The following is a 17446-nucleotide window of genomic DNA, read 5'->3' on the forward strand; positions in this document are numbered from 1 at the left end:
AAAGAACGGAGGTGGCCGGATGCCGCCCCTCCCTCCGCCCCCGGCTGTCACCAGCGAACGTCCTCGTGCCAAAGTCGCTGAACGGGCCGGACAAGCAAACAGGCGAACGCGAGGGGCAGCACATGCGCGACGGGGGAGCACAGTGGACACTCACCGTACCCACAGGCGGCGACACGCTCCGGCAGGAGCGCCTCACTCGGGATCTGCACGACAGCCTGGAGAGGGCAGAGGGTCTCGTCGTCGGCTTCCATGACGCCGAAAGGCCCACCGGACCGGGCCACAAAGGTACAGGCGTGGGCGAGGTGGCTCTCTGGGCCGCTACCACTGCAGCTGTCGTTCGCCCGGCGTCGCAGGTGCTGATCACCCTGATCAAGGAGTGGTGCGCCAAGGAACGACACCGCAAGGTCGTGGTCACCATCGCGGGCGACTCCGTTGAGATCACCGGACGCCCTGACGCCGCTCAAGAACGCATGGTCCGCGAATTCCAGGACCGGGTCTCCGGCGACAACGGCCCCGGCCCGGATGACAGCGCGGCGTGACCCGCCTCCACAAGCGCCGGGCTCTTCTGATCGGCAACGAGCACTACGACGACGGCCGCTTCTCGCCACTCGCCTCCGTCCGAGCGGACGTATGGGGGCTCGCCCAGGTCCTGAAGCACCGCAGCATCGGCAACTTCGTCTCTGTCCAGACAGAATCCGATCTCACAGCAGACGACATGCGGGCGGTCATCGGCGAGTTCCTTCAGGATCGCGACGAGGACGAACTCGCGCTCGTATACGTCTCCGGGCACGGTGTACGCACGGTGCGTGACGGCGGTGAGTTCCACTTCGTCGCCAAGGACACCGACTATGACAGAGTGGCCACGACCGGTGTCAGCGCCGGCTTCCTCAATGATTCGCTGGAAGAATGCGTCGCACCGCAGAAGATCGTGATGATCGACTGTTGCCGCAGCGGCGGGTTCGCCATGGGGCTGCGTACGTCGGACCGACGGTCTGACAGCTCCGTGGCGAAATCCGGCGAGCAGCCTCCACTGACCAGCAGGGGCGTGTACGTCCTGTCGTCCTCACGGGCCGGAGAAGACTCGTTCGCTGACGCGGTCGGCGGCGATCACGTGAGGCCGTCGGCGTTCACCGGTGAGGTCATCGAAGCCCTGCGCACGGGGAAGGTCAGCAAGGACGGCGGCAGTGAAGTACAGATCAGCGACCTTTTCCACTATGTGAACCGACGCATGCGTGCCCAGGACGGTGGCCGCCAGGTGCCGGTGCACTCCGCGCTCGGCGTCGATGATCGAATCGTCATCGCGGACAGTCCATTCGGCCGGGCCCCGATCCTCGATCCCCCCAGTCCGCGACCCCGTGCCAGCGCCGAGGAACCGCCACAGCCGCACGCCGCGAAGTCCGCCCATACGCAGCCCTCCTGGGCCGGCCTGCTGGACTACTACCGCGAGTGCGTGCTGGCCGAAAGCGCCGAGACGCCTCTGATGGAGGTGGGCCACCAGAACACGTCGTACGTATGCCTGGACGGCGCTGAGAGGTTCATCTCCGGCGACGTGGACGACGACGGATGCACCCCACTCCCCGAAGAAGCAGCCTCACTGGTGCATTCGGCGACCGAGGAGGACGCGGAGCTTTGGGCGGGCTACCCCGCCGTGGTCCTCACCGGGCCGCGCTCCGGGCACCCCTGGCGGCACCCGAAGTTCGCGCCGCTTCTGGTACGCCGTGTCGAGATCGTCCGGGGTGAGGGCGACGGCGAAGGCAAGGGCGAGGTAAGGCTCAAGCCGTACGGCCCGGTCCAGCCGCATCCTCAGCTGGCTCTCGACTGGCTCGGCGAGGAGGAGGCCACCCAGCTCATCGACACGTTCCAGCCGTCTTGGCATCGAGGGCAGCACGACCGTATGGCGTTGGAGGTGCGCAACCTCCTTACACAGGAGTTCGAACTGCCGTGCGTGCAGGAACTCCAGCCCGACCGTCTCGCCGACCGCATCGACGTCCGCACACCCGGCCACGGTGCCCGCAACACCGCGGTCCTCTTTGCGGCGCGCCCCCAGACAGGCTTCACCAAGCGCCTGCTCAACGACTTCGCGGACATCGCCAAGCGGACCGACCAGATCGAGAAGACCGCCCTCGGGGCCCTCGCGCCCGAAACCTCGCAGCGTGAACGAGCCCTCGGCCACACGGAACCCGAACCGGCACGCCTCGTGACCCCACTGCCCTGCAACGAGGCGCAGACCGCGGTGCTCCGGGCCGCCATGACCCGCCGGCTCACAGTGGCCACCGGGCCCCCCGGCACCGGCAAGAGTCAGTTGGTCGCCAATCTCGTCGCCACCGCGATCTCTGCCGGTCAGACCGTACTGGTCGCGTCCACCAACAACGAAGCCGTGGACGAGGTCTGGCGCCGCTGCGACACACTGGTGCCCGGCAGCATCGTACGGACAGGTTCAGCACGGAAGAACGCCAAGAGCAACGCGGAGCACGAGGCCGCCGCGCTGCACGCGCTGCGCACCGGCCCGGAGCCGTCGTCCACCGTGGCCACGGCGTCCATGGAGGCCACCTTGGCCGCCGACCATCTGGCAGAAGTACGGCGGAACCTGGCGCACATCGCGACGACGGAGTTGCGGCTCCGCCGGGCAGGCGAGTCGCGCGAGCACCACGCGGAACAGCTGGGGATCGCCGTCGCCGAACTCCAGGGCCTACTCGGTCGTCTACCCCGGCCGAGGGAGCTGGAGGACAAGTCGCGGCGCCTTTCCCGCGCGCGCTTCCTCGGGTCGTGGCGCCGGGCCAGGTTCCTGCGTCGGGCAGGTCTGGACGGGTATGACGGCGACTCCGCCGCGGGCTGCCTCGCGATCGCCGGCTTCGCCGCGGCCGAGACGGAATGGCGTGACGGGCACGAGCACGCAGCATCCGTGGACGACACAGCGCTCGCGCGCGCACTGGGCGACGCCGAGAACCGCGTTCAGAACGCTTCGCGTGCTCTCCTCGCCACCACGGTGCAATCCGCCGCTTGGGCTGGGCGCCGTCGCATCCTCGATCTGCTGTCCGCTCAGGACGGCAGCCGCAGCGACTGGCCGCAGATGCGGAGGGTTCTGGGCCGCTCAGACGGCTCGCCGGATACACCTGCGGTGGCCGGGTGGGCCGTAACCAGCCTCTCCGCCCGACGTTTTCCGCTGGGCCCGGCACTGTTCGATCTCGTCATCATCGACGAAGCCAGCCAATGCGCGATCCCGCACGTCCTACCACTGCTCTTCCGCGCGCGGCGCGCCCTCGTCATCGGCGACCCCATGCAGCTCACGCACATCACGAAGACCAGCCCGCACCGCGATTCGCTCATTCGCCGCGGGAACGGGCTACGGCCGGAATGGCTTGAGAAACACCGCCTTGCCTACCGGCGCCACTCCGCCTTCCACGCCGCCGAACGCTCCGCGGGCGGCACGTTGCTTCTCGACGAGCATTTCCGCTGCCACCCGCACATCGCCGCGATCTCCAACGACCTCTTCTACGACGGCGGACTGACCGTCCTCACGGACACCCGCGGCCGCCCCGCTCTGCCGCGTCCCGCAGTCATCTGGACAGACGTGCCCGGACGAGCCACCCGCCCCCGGTTCGGTGGCTCCTGGGTCAACGAAGATGAAATCCGAAAGGCGCTCGACAGCGTCAACTACCTTCTGGAACAGCTGCCGCCCGAAGCCACCGTCGGCGTCGTCACTCCCTTCGCGCCGCAAGCCGAAGCGCTGCGGAGGCGGTTGCGACCATACGACGAGGAGCGTCTGCGCATCGGCACAGTGCACACCTTCCAGGGCGGCGAACGCGATGTCATGGTGTTCACCCTCGTCGCCGGGGATGGCATGCACCCCGGTGCCGTCGAATGGGTCGGCGGGCAGCTGAACCTCTGGAACGTCGCCGTCACCCGCGCGCGAAGTCACCTCATCGTCGTGGGAGACAAGGAGCGCTGGCGGAAGCGGGGAGGCGTGGCCGCTGCGCTGCTGGAGAGCGCGGAGCGCGACGGCGTGCCCCCGCGTGACAGCAGCGAAGACGTGCTGCTCAAACGCCTGTACCAGGTCCTCTCCCGCGAGGCGGGAGCCGCTGTCACACTGGGCGAGACCGTTCACGGGCATCCGGTGGACGCTCTGGTGGGAGGCATCGGCGGCACCGCCCCTAGAGCTGTACTGCTCGACAGAGGAGTCGAAGAGGGCACCGACGCGGCACGCCACATTCGGCTTGTGCTGCGCCGGCGGAGTCTGCTGGACGGTGGAGATGGCGAAGTCGAAGCGGCTCGATGGCCAGCCTGGAGGCTGTACGAGACAGAGGAACAGCGGGGGTGAGCCAGGCCCGCCGTTCTGATCCGGCAAGGGCTCTCACTCTCCGTACGCCCGCTTCCATCGCGTCCGGTGCTGAGGATCCCCCTGTCCGCCACCGTTCACCTCACCGAGCGACAGCAGCGACGCTCCGCTGTTCCATAGCCCGAGGAGGTCACGGTGCACCGCGAGAATGCCGTGCTGTACGGCGAACTGTTGGGAAGGCCGACTGAACCGCGTAGTCGTCACGAACACCGCCAGATCGACTCCGAAATGCACCCTGGCCCCCAGCAGATCACGCATCTCGCGGCTCGCGACCGTCCTGGTCGGCGCGTAGCGCTTGCACTGGATCACCATGGTCCGGCCGTCCGGGAGACGGCCGACGACGTCAGCGCCGTTGTCGTTCGCGCCGCCGACGCGGCGTACGCCGGTGCAGCCGTCCCTCCGGCACAGGGCCGCGACCTGCTCCTCGAACTCCGTACCAGTCATCGCGTCCATCTCCGCGAGTGTCCGCCGCCCGCTCTCGACCCTGTCAGCCTGCCGCCACAGGCGGTCCCGCCCGCGGACTCGTCGGTCCGTATGCCAGAGCCACCAGGCGGTGCCACCCATGCCTCCGAAAACCAGCACCCAGACGAGGTAGGGCCAGACCGTGGACCAGAACATCACGCCGAGGGCTATCGCTGCGCCACCGCCCAAGGCCACCCGCCGCGACCGGACGGCCGTCCGCCTTCGCGCGACCGCACCTCGTCCATGCCTACCCACCATGCAAGCTCCCGCCCCGAGGCGCCGTCGTGTCCGACAGTCTGGCCAACGAAGCGCGGCACGAGTAGAGCTCGAAGCAGGCCAGTGACCTAAACGGGTCCTCCGTAAAGTACGTTCACGCGTCTGAGTGGGAGAGAACGCGCCCCGTGCCATCCACCAGCGGCCTCCCGGATCAGTTCCGGTCTCGTCCGGCGTCGCCCCTCAGACCCTCCATGCCACCTCGCAGACATGGCGGAACTCGCACTCGGCGCCCAGTCCGCGAGGCCACGACATGTCTTCGGCACAGGACGCCAACGAGGCGCACCGCCGCTCGGACGCGTACGCGTACCTCAGTGCACCCGAGCGGCTGAGCACCTCGCGATCACGCGGGTCATCTGCGGGATCCTCCTGGCTGACCTCGCGTCCCGGACGTCCAGACGAAGCTGCGTGAGCCCGGCGGTCCTGCCGCCGGACGCGGGCAATCCCGCAACCACCTCTCGACGGTCGCCCGGTCGATGTGGACCGGGACCCTGAACTCGCGCCTGCCATGGCCGCGCTCGGAGTGGCGCTCGAGGAGGAGGGCGACGCTTGACCTGCGGATGGAGGCTCTATTGGCCCGGATCGTGGAGACGACAGACGACCCGACCTCGCCCGGCCCCACCCCGCCGCGGGTTCCTGGGAGCCGCCTGGGAGCCGGCCCACTCCCTGGTCCACTTCCAGACCACCCGAGACCGCCCGCCCCCAACACCCTGACCAGGCAAAACACCAAACCGCCTGACCCCGACTCCACCCGAACCTCGTTCGGGACGAAGAGGTCGTGGGAGGGCTGCATCACCGACGCCTGGCGTGCAGCACGGGACCGGTGAGATGCGCGCACATCCGGTCACCCGCCGACAGTGTCAGCACAAGTCCCGTCCGGGCAGAGGCAGAGCGGCCTGCGTTGCACCCGCCGGACCGCCTCTTCGAGCCGAGCCCCGCTCCGGGGCTCGGCGGAAGGTATCCGGGCCTGTGACACTGCGGCCCTACGTTCCATCGGCCGATTAGACCAACGGGAAGCAGCGTCACACAGGCGGCAGACGCTTGGTGGTCGCCGGTCAGTAGTCGAATGTGTCGAGGTGCCGGCGCAGCAGGTCGCCGATGTCTTCGCGGCCCCCTGCGGTCGGCAGCGGTGAGGGGGTGTCCTCGCCGTTCGCCATGGCGAGGCTGCTGGCGAAGCGCACGAGGTTAGGCGCTGGGGCGAAGGAGTCGCGCAGCCAGACGGCGAAGGCGCCGGCTTCGTCCGCGGTCGCGTCGGTGAGGGTGATGTAGGCGTAGTCGGGCTCGGTGATGGCCGCGGTGCCGTCCAGCCACACATCCGGCGACAGCTCGATCTCGAAGTCCAGGACGGTCATCTCGTGGACGCCGGACCGCCGGTGCCCGATGGTGGGGTCGGGGAACGCCTCTCGCAGCGCCCGCTCCAGGGAGTCCAGCGTGGCGTGCCAGGCTCCGCCGTCCCCCTCGGGGGGATAGAAGGCGAAGTTCGTCCGGATGTTTCGTTCCGTGGCCATGGTCTTCCTTGTTCTCAGGGGACGTACCGCGTCGAGCCTGGCGTGCCCGTCATCGCCATCATGGACTGCCAGTAGACGGCGTTGTCCCTGCCGTTCGTCACGATCTCCAGGCCCCTGATCTCGCTGTTGGCGGGGTTGGCCATGGCCTGCTTGTAGCGGATGAGCTCCTTCTCGTCACCCGCGTACATGGAGTCGACGACAGGGTCCCATGCGATCTTCCCCTGATTGTTGATCTTGACAGGCTTCGCCAGTGTCTCCTCGACTCGGTCGAGGGTGCGAAAGCTCTTCTTCGTGCAGTCCGGGTCCCGTACGTGCTTCGCCTCGACGAGGTGGCCGTCGAGGGGGCGTATGCCGTCCACCATCAGCCCGCGCTTGCTCCCGAGCAACGGCACCTCACGCTCGGGATAGCCGGCCACGCGGAGCTGGTAGGCGTTGTCCGGGGCCGCCGGGCCACCGCCGCCGGCCAGGCCGCCGGGTCGGAGGGTATTCGTCCACGCGCGGAACTGCTGCTGCTCTGCCGCGGTGAGCAGACGGGTCGTCCCAGGGACCGGCGGAATCGGGTCGGCGAAGGAGATACCCGGGTCGACTGGGTTGATCATCGGAGCCAGCGCCGGGACCTGCCCGGTGTACGACGCGAGGACGATCGGGACGGGTACGGGAATCGGCGCGGGGATGAGCGGCGGCAGGAACGGGAATCCCGGGATGGTGGGTGCCGCCGGCGGATCGGCGGCGGGAAGTTTGATGCGTGCGGCGGACGAGTCCAGTGCATGCCCCACGGAGCCGAGGTCCCGGATCCAGGAGTCCCCGAGCACGGCATCGAGCAGTCCGCCGTCGTATCCGTTGCCCCCGAACGTCGGCTGGTCCCAGGGCATGTCGACCGCGAAGAGGTCCAGCTTGCGCTCGGCGATCTTCCCCTTGGCAGCCTCCACGTGCTCGGCGTACCGGTCACACGCCTTGGCTACCTGCGCGCAAGCAGCGACGAGGTTCGTCACCAGCGGCTCGCCATCCTCCGCCTTCGCCGGCGGGCAGGTGAGGCCGACGCTGTACTTGACGTACGTCTGGAAGGCATCGGCGGCCTCGCCGGAGTGTGCCTTGCTCGCGGTGAGGGCGTACGCCTGCGCGTCCTCCAGGAAGCGCTGCATGAGCACTCCGGCGTGACGCCAGGAGCCGGCGACGTCCCGGATCTTTTCCGGCGAGCCACGGAAGCGGTCGCTGCCGCCGCTGGGGGCGTACTGCTCGTACCAGGCGGTCTCCCCCACCACTTCGGGGAGCTCCTGGCCGAGCCCGAGGTAGTTCTCGGTGCAGTCTGCGCCGGGGTCGCCCATCCCTGCGGTGAGGTCGGCCTGTCGTCCCAGGAAGGCAGAGACTTGTCGGCTCTCCTCGGCCATGAACTCACGGGCGTTACGCATCAGCCCCTTGCTCGTCTCGCCAAGGACGTAGGAACTGAAGCCCATCTTGTCGAGCGTCGCGGCGGCTGCCGAGACGTACACCTTGGCAAAGGCTCGCCCCGCCTCGTCGTCCCCTGCCATCCCCTGTTGTCGCGCCAGTTCGTGGCCGACGGCAATGGCCGTGTCACGCGCTCCCCGCATCGTGTCGAGAAGCCCCATGGACCCGCGGATCATTCCCTCCGCGATGAACTTGACATCCGGAGCAAGACCGGCCACCGTCGCACCCCCTTGCAGACGTGAATCGTCAACCTATCTCAGACGGATGCCATCGTCTGGGCGGTGTCAGCTGCTCGGCTCATTGCTGTCGGCGAAGAGGCGGAAACCGAGCAGTGGGACCTCGTCCGGGTCGACGTCCTCGGGCAAGGGCCGGCCTTCCAGGAGGAAGCCGAAGAAGGCGCGCAGGGCTTCATTGCCCAGTTCCAGGGGGTGGAAGGGCAGGGCGTACGGCTCCTCGTCCCAGTCCGGGTCGAATTCCACGGGACGGTCACCCGCCCAGTAGGGCGTCTCGAAGGGGAACGGGTCACCGATGTTCTCCACGATGCCGCCGTCCGGCGAGAGGCTCAGCGAGCGGCAGAGACGGCCGTCCTCCCAGACCGCGAAGGCAAGCCAGTCCGAGACGCTGTGCATCGCATGCAGGATCACCCGGCGTCCCGCTGCCGTTTCCAGGAGGTGCGCCAGGAGCTCCGACGGGCGGTCGAACATCAGACGCCGATCGCAGACCAGGTCCACGCCCGGGAAGCTCGCCGCGTACGTGAGTCCCTCCGGCGGGTACGTCGATTCCCCCAGGACCTCTCCCTCCGTCGACTCCATCCCCCAGCAGGGGAAGACCTTGGCGATCAACGCCGCCGTTCCCTCAGCCACCGGCTCGCCGGCCTCCCGCAGCGCCGAGGCCACGTCTCCGTCCGCGTACGCCAGTAGCGCCGTCTTCGCTCCCATGCGACGCACGCTAGCCCCCACCACTGACAGTCCCGCCGTCCCGAAAACGCCCGAAGTTTTCGGGAGCGGGCAGCTACTACGCACGTCCGCGCAGGTCAGAGACGCCCCACGCCCCCACCCACCAAGTCCCTTCTAAGCACTTGGCCGCAGGTTCGAGTCCTGCCGGGGGCGCTCCGCGATAGACCCTCCTTCGGGAGGGTCTTTTTGCTGGTCGGGGGGAAAGCGAAGCCGTCCGCCGGGAACGTCTCGACCGGGCGTGACGCTCGCAGCGGTCACCCGGGACGGCGGCCGGGCGACGGGCAGGTCAGAGGGTGGTCGTGACGCTGGGCGGGGTGCGCTGGAGCTTGCACCAGTTACCGAGGGTGAGCCATCGGCCATGGTCCGCGTACCGGAACCACCGCGTGATCACCCTCAGGACGGGAAGCGGCGTTCCGGTCGGACATCGGAATCGATACTGCTGACGGTGTCTCCGCAGGTCAGAGCAGCCCCCGCAGGGAGGGCGGTGCGTGCGGCATCGGAGTCGAGCCGCGACGGGCGCCCGCCACGAGCCCGGCCGCCGCAAGGCGCGACCGGGCCCGTACCGCTCATCGGGGCGACCGCCCCGCCGCGCGGGGCGCGGGCCCGGACGGCGCAGCCGCCTCATCTCCAGGATCTTCACCGGAACTGGGGCGTTCTTCTTCCTGGACGACGTGGAGCAGGATCTGAGCGCGCCGCACAGGCGGGCGTGGACGCACGCGGAAGGTCTCGGGTTCCCGCCGAACCAGGGGCGTGCGGGTGCCGGGCCGTGCCTGGGGCCGTCAGCCGGTGACCCTGCCGAACAGGTGGTTGGCAGGAGCGTCGGGGTCGTTGCCGTAGAAGAACTCCGTGACCGCCTGATGGAATTCGGCGCGGTCCAGTGCACCGGAGCCGTCCCGGTCCAGAGCGGCGAAGACCGCGGCGCAGTCCTCGCCGGGAACTCTGGCGACCGCGTCGAACATCTGCTGGAACTCCGCCTGGTCGATCTTGCCGTCTCCGTTGAGGTCGACGAGGTCGAAGAAGCACTCGGTCACCGGCTCGACCTGTTGCGGGTACAGGGCGGGGTCGGTCAGGACCCGATGGAACCCCTCGGTCATCTCCCGCAGATCGACCTTCCCGTCACCGTCCTGGTCCATCGGGGCGATCACGTTCCTCCAGAACCCGTCCAACCCCTCGGCGAGCAGGCGGGCGGGCGCGGAGTCCGGCGCGGCGCCGCGGGCGGCGATGTATCGCTCGCTCATCATTCGGACGTCCCGCTGGGTGATGAACCCGTCGCCGTCGACGTCGGCGCCCCTGAACCACTGTGCGTACTTGAGGTTTTGAAGTGCAGTCACGGTTGCGCACCGTATTCATTCCCCTACGCACGCGCAAAACGGGCGAGCGTAGGGATTTCCGACATTCGTGTCAATGTTCGAGTTTCGGTGGCGCAAAGGCGAACACATCGGGAAGGGGGCCGTCGTAGAGCTCGATGTCGACCAGCGCACTGAGAGCACTCGGCCCTTGGGACAGGCGCGAGCACGGCCGATCCGCCGTGAGGACGTTCGGATTGCCGTGGCGGTCCAGCGTTCCGCTCAGCCCTGGCCGCACTGGATCCCACCACGCTCCGGTGGACAGTTGTACGACACCCGGCATGACGTCGTCCGACAGGACCGCACCCGCGAGGCAGCTGCCTCGGTCGTTGTAGACGCGTACGATCACGCCGTTCTCGATGCCGCGTGACGCGGCGTCCGACGGGTTGATCGTCACGGGCTCACGGCCGCGGATCTTCGAACTGAGGCTGTGGCCACCGTTGTCGTACTGGCTGTGCAGGCGGGAAGCGGGCTGATTCGAGATCAGATGCAGCGGGAATCGTTCCGCCAGATCGCCACGAAGCCACTCGGCCGGTTCGAACCAGGCCGGATGCCCGGCGCAGTCGTCGTAGCCGAACGAGTCGATCTCCTCGGAGAAGATCTCGATCCGGCCCGAGGGCGTCGGCACGGGGAACCGCTGCGGATCCGAGCGGAGCGCCTCGAAGCTGCCGGGATACGGCCCCGTCGACGCCGGCAACTCGGCGGCGGAGTTTCGCCAGAAGTCGTCGAAGCTCGGCAAGGCGGCATCGTCGCCGAGTTCGGCCTTCGTCTGCTCGTAAAGGTGCCGGACCCATTCGATCTCGGAGCGCGACTCCGTGAACTCCCGCTCGTATCCGAGCCGGGAGGCCAAGGCGGTGAAGATGTGGTGGTCGGTGCGCGACTCACCCGCCGGCTCGCGGACCTTCGGCATCGCGGTGAGGTGGGGGTCCGAGAATCCGGCGGCGAAGTCGTCGCGCTCCAGGCTGGTGGCGACAGGAAGGACGATGTCCGCGAACTTGGCCGTGGTGTTCCACCAGGCCTCGTGAACCACCACCGTGTCAGGAGTCTGCCAGGCCCGGGTCAGCCGATGGAGGTCCTGGTGGTGGTGGAACGGGTTCCCTCCGCACCAGTAGATCAGGCGAAGCTCGGGCAGCGTGAGGCGCCGGCCGTCGTAGTCGATGGTCCTGCCCGGATGCAGCAGGGTGTCGGCGATCCGCGCGACGGGGATGAAATCCGGCACGGGGTTGGAAGCCCCGGGGAACGCCGCCACGGAGGGGCGGCCCCTGGCGACGCCGGTCGCGTCCATCGTCGCGTAACCCGCGCCCCAGCCGCAGCCGGGCCGGCCCATCGAGCCCGCCATGGCGGCCAGCACGACGGACATCCAGATCGGCTGTTCGCCGTGGTCCGCCCGCTGCACCGCGTAGTTGACCATGACGAGTGAACGCCGTGTGGTGAGGCGGCGAGCGAGGTCGGTGATCGCGTCGCGGCTGATGCCCGTGATCCTCGCCGCCCAGGCGGCATCCTTGGGGACGCCATCGGGCTCGCCGACCAGGTAGGAGGCGAAGCGGTCGAATCCGACACAGCACCGGCGAAGGAAGTCCTCGTCGTGCCACCCGTTGACCAGCATCGTGTGTGCGATTCCGAGCATCGCGGTGGTGTCGGTATTGGGCACGACGGGCAGCCACTCGGCGTCGAGGAAGCCGGCGGCATCGCTGCGGATGGGGCTGATGTTCACGAACCGCACCCCGGCCTCACGGCACCGGCGCTGCAGGTTCCGCGTCTGGTGCCTGGCCAGCCCACCAGGGTTGATCTGGCTGTTCTTGAGGGCCAGCCCTCCGAACGCCACCACCAACTCACAGTTCTCGGCGATCTCGTCCCACATCGGCATCCGGGACTGGTAGCTCCACGGATGCCCGCCGATCACATGGGGGAGGACGACCTCCAGAGCCGCGGTGCTGTACGTGTTGCGAGAGTCGGTGTATCCCCCGCCCAAGGCCAGGAACCGATGGAGTTGCCCCTGCGCGTTGTGGAAGCCGCCCGCACTCGCCCAGCCGTAGGATCCGCCGAACACCGCGCTGTCTCCGTGCTGTGAGCGAACTCGAAGCAGTTCATCGCTCACCAGCGTGATCGCGTCGTCCCAGCTCACCTCCACGAAGGCATCCGCGCCTCTGGCCGTGTCGTGGACGCGCGGCAGGCCGTTCAGCCAGCCCTTGCGCACCGCGGGGCGCAGCACGCGAGCGCTGTCGTCGGCGGCTGCCACCATTCCGGGGCCAATGGGTGACGGCACGGGGTCATCGCCCCTCGGCTCGATGCGCACCAACCGGCCGGAGTCGACCACCGCGATGAAACTGCCCCAGTGCGTCGCGACCGGCATGCGTCGTTCCACCGTGCATCAACTCCATCCCTGAAGTTTCCGCTGCTCTCGGACAACGGTCGGTCGACGGTCCGCGGGACGGAGACTTCCCCCGTGGCCGCCTGCCCAACCCCGTCGGTGGAACCGTCGCCTTCGACCTGGGCGACTCGGCGACACCGCCCTCACGGCCGCCCTGCCGTCGCTCGTCCCCGGCGAACCGGGCAGCAGCCGCTCCCCCGCCCAGGCCCTCCCTACGCCCCCACCGGCGTCCACCCCACCGACAGCCCGAAGGTTCCGGTCGGCTTCGTGCTCACCTTTCGGACTTTCTTCCCCAAGCGCCTTGGCGCGCACTTCCGTTGGAGTACTCGCCCTCTATCCTTCTACAGTGATGTAGAGGCACGGGGTGGGCTCGCGCAGCCCGTGCTCGACCCGTACACGTACGTAAGAAGGAGTGAACGCCACGATGGTGTTCAAGCGGCTGCTCGGATCCCTCGGCGTCGGCGCCCCCTCGGTGGACACCGTCCTCGACCCCGGCGCGGTGACGCCGGGCGGCGGTCTGGCCGGTCAGGTCCATCTGAAGGGCGGCGACGCCGACTTCACGATCGAGCACATCACCCTCGAACTCGTCGCCCGCGTCGAGGCCGAGCACGAGGACGGCGAGTCCGAGGGCACGGTCGTCTTCGAGCGTTTCACCGTCGGTGGCGGCTTCCGCCTCTCCGCGGGCGAGCTGCGCACCGTCCCGTTCGGCGTCAACCTGCCCTGGGAGACCCCGATCACCGAGCTGTACGGCCAGGGCCTCGGCATCACCCTGGGCGTACGGACCGAACTCGGCATCTCCGGCGCCAGGGACAAGGGCGACCTCGACCCCCTCGCGGTGCGGCCCCTGCCGGTCCAGGAGGCGATCCTCGAAGCCCTCGGCCGGCTCGGCTTCGGCTTCCGGTCCGCCGGCCTCGAACTCGGGCACATCCGGGGGACGGGGCAACAGCTGCCCTTCTACCAGGAGATCGAGGTCACGCCCTCGCCCCAGTACGCGTCCCAGGTCAACGAGATCGAGGTGACCTTCCTCGCCGGGCCGGCCGGAGTCGATGTCGTCCTGGAGGCCGACAAGCGCGGCGGGTTCTTCTCCGAGGGCCAGGACACCGTCACTCGCTTCACCGTCAGCCACCACGGCGTCGACCGGATCGACTGGAACGCCGAAGTCGGCTCCTGGATGCGGCAGCTGGTCGAGCACCGCGCCGCGCACGGATCGCACGGGTCGCACGGGTCGCACGCCGCATACGGATCCCACGGATCCCACGATTCCTACGGCCACAGCCACGGCCACAGCGACAGCCACGGGCATCACTCCGGTCCCGGCATGGGCACCGCCGTCGCGGCCGGAGCCGCCGGGCTCGCCGTGGGGGTCGTCGGCGGCATGGTCGCGGCCGAAGTCGTCGACGAGATCGGTGACTTCTTCGAGGGCGACGAGGAAGAGGACGAGAGCGGCGACGAGGACTGAGAGCGGCGGGACGGGGCCGGGAGCCGCGGGACGGGGGCCGGGAGCCGCAGGGCGGGAGCCGGGAGCCGCGGCGGTCGCGGTGCTCGGAGGCATCGACCGTCGCGGCGCCCGGAGGGGGCTCCGGTCGCGCGGGTGGCGGGCTACGCCAGGTCCGTCAGGTCCTCCGCGAACACCTGCGACAACGGCTGCGGCCCCACGTACTGCCGGCAGTTGCACTGCCCGGCCTCGTACCGCAGCGGCTTCTTCGTCTCGTCCCAGGCCGTCGGCACCTCGACGCGTTCGTGGCACCGACCCTGCTTGTCGTGCTTCGCCAGGTGGCGGGTGCACCCGCACACCGGCTCCGGCACAGGAGGGGGCGGGCCCCACAGCACGGCCGCGCTCCGCACCTCACCGCACTTCCCGCATCTTCTACAGCACTGTAGATTCAGGCTCCTGGACGACACCGGGAAGGGGTCGCCCCCGGCGGCACCGCAGGCCGCAGGCCCCGATTCCACAGGGAGTGGAGAACAGTGTTCGGAATCAGCGAGATCGCCATCCTCCTCATCGTCGTCATCGTCCTGCTCGGCGCCAAGAAGCTCCCCGAGCTGGCGCGGAACGCGGGCAAGGCCGCGCGCATCCTCAAGAGCGAGAGCAAGGCGATGAAGACCGAGGGCGCGCCGGAACCGCAGGTGACCTACCAGGTCACCGACGCACCGGCCACGCCGGGAAGCACGGGCGGGGGTACGGGCGCGGGCGCCAAGTGAGCCCGGTCCTCGGCGCGCCGCCCGTCGCGAAGGACCTTCCGGACGACGCCCCGCCGGGGACGGCCTCCCGCCGCCCCCGGACTTCATTCCGTCAGCGGAGCGGGTGGTTCAGGCGGACGCGGACCAGGGTTGTTTCCACGTCGCTGTCCACCAGGCGGCCGTTCGCGTCGAAGGCCGACGGGCCGTCCGTCATGCCGAAGTCGTTGTCGTTGAGGAGGACGAGGGTCGACGAGCCCTCGACGGCGATGCCCTCGATCTTGCCGGGGACCCCCTCGACGGTGTTCAGGTCGACCACCAGGCGCTTGGCCAGGAACGGGGCCTTCGCCGGCGTCGTGTCGTCGAGCTGCTCCAGGGTCGGGGCGGCCGCGCCGTCCCACGGCGAGCCGAGGATGTCGGCGCCGCGGCGGAGGCGTACCTCGTAGACGCGGGCGGACTTGTCGGTGCGCTCCTGCACGAGGAGGCGGTCGCCGCCGAGCGCGACGACGGAGGAGATCTTCAGCTCGGAGGTCTTCGTCTGGCCGGGCTCGACCTCGCCGACCGCGTCGAAGCGGTACGCGTACTCGGCCGTGACCCGGTTCTGGCGCGGCGAGAAGCGCACCAGGCGGGTGTTGCGGGAGTCCTCGCCGGTGGCCTTGTCGGGGTTGAGCAGCGGGCTCTGGAGCGCCATCACCAGGTCGCCGTCGGGCAGCAGCGCGAGGCCCTCGAAGCCGCGGTTGACCTTACGCTTGAGGAAGATCGACGGCAGCGACTCGATCACCGGGTAGTCGGCGCCGGTCAGGTTCAGGCCCTTGGGCACATGGCGGGCGAGCACCCGGCCCTTCGCGGAGACGTGCACCAGGGACGGCCCGTACTCGTCGACCAGCCAGAAGCTGCCGTCGCGGTCGCGGACCAGGCCCTCGGTGTCGAGGCCGTTGGGGTCGTACGCGAGCGGGGTCGAGGCGTCGTAGTTGTACGGGGCCTCGTCGCGGCCCCGCTGGTTCGGCAGGCCGGTGACGGGCGCGCCGGACGCGGTGGTGAGCGGGATGGACTTCAGGACCTGGATCCGGCCGCCGACCGCGCGGATCTTCACGATCGCCGGGTCGAAGCCGGGGACCGGGAAGGTGCGCCGCTTGTCCTTGCCGACCGCGATCTGGCCGTTGGGGCCGCGGTCGGTGACCGTCCAGTACTCCCCGCGCCGCCCGGCCGGGTACAGGTCACTGCCGATGCCGCCCAGGTCGACGTCCCGGTCGTCGTCGACGCTGCCGGGCAGCAGGCCGTTGCTGAAGCCGGCCAGCGGGATGTCGGGCAGGGTCGACGTGGAGACGACGCGGGCGGCGGAACCGTGCCGCGCCGGCTCCGCCTCGGCCGTCCCCATGACCGCCGTGATCGCGAGCGCGGCGGTGAGGGGCAGTACCACGACGGCAGGCCGGCGCAGGAGGCGCGGATTCATCTGAACTCCCTTTGAACGTGTGGATGTCACCCGTGGAGGCGGCCTCATGGTCTATTTCCGGCCACAACGACGGGCATCGTCCGCACGACGACGAGGAGAGCCCTGGATGAACGCGCGGCTCCGCGCCCGCGAACCTCTTCTAGTAGCGGTCGAGGATCAGCTGTGTCTTCAGGATGTCCCCGTGGTGGAGCCAGCCGTTGGCCTCGGCGACCGCGATCGCGTCGCCGTGCAGGTCGGCCGCGTCGGCGTACGAGTCCGTCTTGAAGGACAGCTCGACGACGTATTCCGTACCCGTGCCGCTCGCCCCGACGACCGGCAGCACCTCGATGCTCGCGTCGTCCGAGCCGCCCCACGCCCCGCCGTACACCTTCGCGGTCACCGGGCCGTGCGCGCGGGACGCCTTGAGGGTGTTCGTGCCCCAGGCGGTGCCGCGCCAGTCGGCCAGCTTGCCGGGGATGTCGTTGACGAGCCAGCCGCGGCCGGTGGTGCTCGTCGGCAGCGTCGTGCCCGAGTAGCCGCTCGCGCTGTGGCTCTTGTCGTTGCTGAAGCTCAGCGTCTGCTTCGCGTAGCCCCAGTCGACCTCGGCGTCGTAGTTGGTGTCGCCGCTGTCGAAGCCGGCGGCGTTGGCCGCGGTGAGCGCCGCGTCGATGTCGCCGTCGGTGACGGGGAAGCGCTTCTTGTACGTCTCCTCGAAGGAGGAACCGTCCTTGTGGCGGAGGCGGACGCTCCAGCCCTCGGCGTCGAGCGCCCGCGCGTCGGTGTCGTAGTAGCTGTACGAGCGGGACTTGGCCGAACCGGTGATGCCGAAGGCCGACTTCACCGCCGCGCTCGGGTTGTGGGAGCCGTCCAGGGCCGCCGCGGTGAGGTTGATCTTCACCTCGTACGTCGGGACGGCGTTGCCCGCCGCGTACGCCGGCGCGGCCGGGGCGAGGAGCGCGACGGCCGCCGCGAGGGCGAGGGCCGAACCGACGACGGCCGAACCGGCGGTGTGCGCGCGGCGCGCGCCCCGGGGTGCGGGCGTGGACGTGGACGTGGAGGTGGCGGTGGAGGTCATGCGGACGATGGTCGTGAGGGAGGGTGAGATCCGCGTGTCCCCCGGAGGTGGGTTCGGTGAACC

Annotated in this window: 12 protein-coding genes and 1 pseudogene; 4 read left to right on the top strand and 9 right to left on the bottom strand. The window is 69.4% G+C overall.

All coding sequences use genetic code 11. The annotated features are described in order from the left end of the window. Positions 1-65: 65 nt before the first annotated feature. Complete coding sequence (locus V4Y03_RS11140) at positions 66-539, top strand: hypothetical protein (RefSeq protein ID WP_332434809.1); 474 nt, start codon at positions 66-68, stop codon at positions 537-539. Further along, complete coding sequence (locus V4Y03_RS11145; RefSeq protein ID WP_332434810.1) at positions 536-4318, top strand: caspase, EACC1-associated type; 3783 nt, start codon at positions 536-538, stop codon at positions 4316-4318. The genes V4Y03_RS11140 and V4Y03_RS11145 overlap by 4 nt, the downstream gene beginning before the upstream one ends. 33 nt (positions 4319-4351) lie before the next feature. On the opposite strand, the gene V4Y03_RS11150 is transcribed toward V4Y03_RS11145, so the two are convergent. The 6 genes from V4Y03_RS11150 to V4Y03_RS11175 all read right to left on the bottom strand — a co-directional run bounded on the left by V4Y03_RS11150 (position 4352) and on the right by V4Y03_RS11175 (position 12680). Then, positions 4352-4789 (bottom strand): restriction endonuclease, encoded by a 438-nt coding sequence (locus V4Y03_RS11150; protein WP_332434811.1) that lies wholly within the window; start codon positions 4787-4789, stop codon positions 4352-4354. A 1337-nt stretch (positions 4790-6126) separates the two neighbouring features. After that, entirely contained in the window at positions 6127-6579 is a 453-nt protein-coding gene (locus tag V4Y03_RS11155) for a hypothetical protein (RefSeq protein WP_332434812.1), read from the bottom strand. 14 nt (positions 6580-6593) lie between these two features. After that, positions 6594-8186, bottom strand: a complete 1593-nt coding sequence (locus V4Y03_RS11160) for a restriction endonuclease fold toxin-2 domain-containing protein (RefSeq protein ID WP_332434813.1) — start codon at positions 8184-8186, stop codon at positions 6594-6596. Between the two features lie 123 nt (positions 8187-8309). Continuing rightward, positions 8310-8963, bottom strand: a complete 654-nt coding sequence (locus V4Y03_RS11165) for a DUF6928 family protein (protein ID WP_332434814.1) — start codon at positions 8961-8963, stop codon at positions 8310-8312. 797 nt (positions 8964-9760) lie between these two features. Next, complete coding sequence (locus V4Y03_RS11170) at positions 9761-10312, bottom strand: EF-hand domain-containing protein (RefSeq protein WP_332434815.1); 552 nt, start codon at positions 10310-10312, stop codon at positions 9761-9763. 70 nt (positions 10313-10382) lie between these two features. Continuing rightward, positions 10383-12680, bottom strand: a complete 2298-nt coding sequence (locus tag V4Y03_RS11175) for a molybdopterin-dependent oxidoreductase (RefSeq protein ID WP_332434816.1) — start codon at positions 12678-12680, stop codon at positions 10383-10385. Positions 12681-13122: 442 nt separating this feature from the next. Between V4Y03_RS11175 and V4Y03_RS11180 the strand changes: the two genes are divergently transcribed. Next, positions 13123-14157 (top strand): sporulation protein, encoded by a 1035-nt coding sequence (locus V4Y03_RS11180; protein ID WP_332437152.1) that lies wholly within the window; start codon positions 13123-13125, stop codon positions 14155-14157. Between the two features lie 140 nt (positions 14158-14297). On the opposite strand, the pseudogene V4Y03_RS11185 reads toward V4Y03_RS11180, so the two are convergent. Next, a pseudogene (locus V4Y03_RS11185) lies at positions 14298-14501 on the bottom strand (hypothetical protein); the annotation flags it as partial. 165 nt (positions 14502-14666) lie between these two features. Here V4Y03_RS11185 and V4Y03_RS11190 point away from each other — a divergent pair. Further along, positions 14667-14900 carry a twin-arginine translocase TatA/TatE family subunit gene (locus V4Y03_RS11190; RefSeq protein WP_332434817.1) on the top strand — a complete coding sequence of 78 codons (234 nt, stop codon included), beginning with the start codon at positions 14667-14669 and terminating at the stop codon, positions 14898-14900. 91 nt (positions 14901-14991) lie between these two features. Here V4Y03_RS11190 and V4Y03_RS11195 read toward each other — a convergent pair whose 3' ends face one another. Further along, positions 14992-16329 (bottom strand): esterase-like activity of phytase family protein, encoded by a 1338-nt coding sequence (locus V4Y03_RS11195; RefSeq protein ID WP_332434818.1) that lies wholly within the window; start codon positions 16327-16329, stop codon positions 14992-14994. A 139-nt stretch (positions 16330-16468) separates the two neighbouring features. Beyond that, positions 16469-17383 carry a hypothetical protein gene (locus V4Y03_RS11200; protein WP_317873346.1) on the bottom strand — a complete coding sequence of 305 codons (915 nt, stop codon included), beginning with the start codon at positions 17381-17383 and terminating at the stop codon, positions 16469-16471. Positions 17384-17446 lie beyond the last annotated feature (63 nt).

It is taken from the genome of Streptomyces sp. P9-A4 (assembly GCF_036634195.1).
In the GTDB taxonomy this organism is placed as follows: domain Bacteria; phylum Actinomycetota; class Actinomycetes; order Streptomycetales; family Streptomycetaceae; genus Streptomyces.

What these genes read in the sequence shown, in the direction of transcription:
- V4Y03_RS11150 (WP_332434811.1), bottom strand. Translation starts at nt 4,789, where the DNA reads ATGGACGCGATGACTGGTACGGAGTTCGAGGAGCAGGTCGCGGCCCTG.
- V4Y03_RS11155 (WP_332434812.1), bottom strand. Translation starts at nt 6,579, where the DNA reads ATGGCCACGGAACGAAACATCCGGACGAACTTCGCCTTCTATCCCCCC.
- V4Y03_RS11160 (WP_332434813.1), bottom strand. Translation starts at nt 8,186, where the DNA reads ATGGGGCTTCTCGACACGATGCGGGGAGCGCGTGACACGGCCATTGCC.
- V4Y03_RS11165 (WP_332434814.1), bottom strand. Translation starts at nt 8,963, where the DNA reads ATGGGAGCGAAGACGGCGCTACTGGCGTACGCGGACGGAGACGTGGCC.
- V4Y03_RS11175 (WP_332434816.1), bottom strand. Translation starts at nt 12,680, where the DNA reads ATGCCGGTCGCGACGCACTGGGGCAGTTTCATCGCGGTGGTCGACTCC.
- V4Y03_RS11180 (WP_332437152.1), top strand. Translation starts at nt 13,123, where the DNA reads ATGGTGTTCAAGCGGCTGCTCGGATCCCTCGGCGTCGGCGCCCCCTCG.
- V4Y03_RS11195 (WP_332434818.1), bottom strand. Translation starts at nt 16,329, where the DNA reads ATGAATCCGCGCCTCCTGCGCCGGCCTGCCGTCGTGGTACTGCCCCTC.
- V4Y03_RS11200 (WP_317873346.1), bottom strand. Translation starts at nt 17,383, where the DNA reads ATGACCTCCACCGCCACCTCCACGTCCACGTCCACGCCCGCACCCCGG.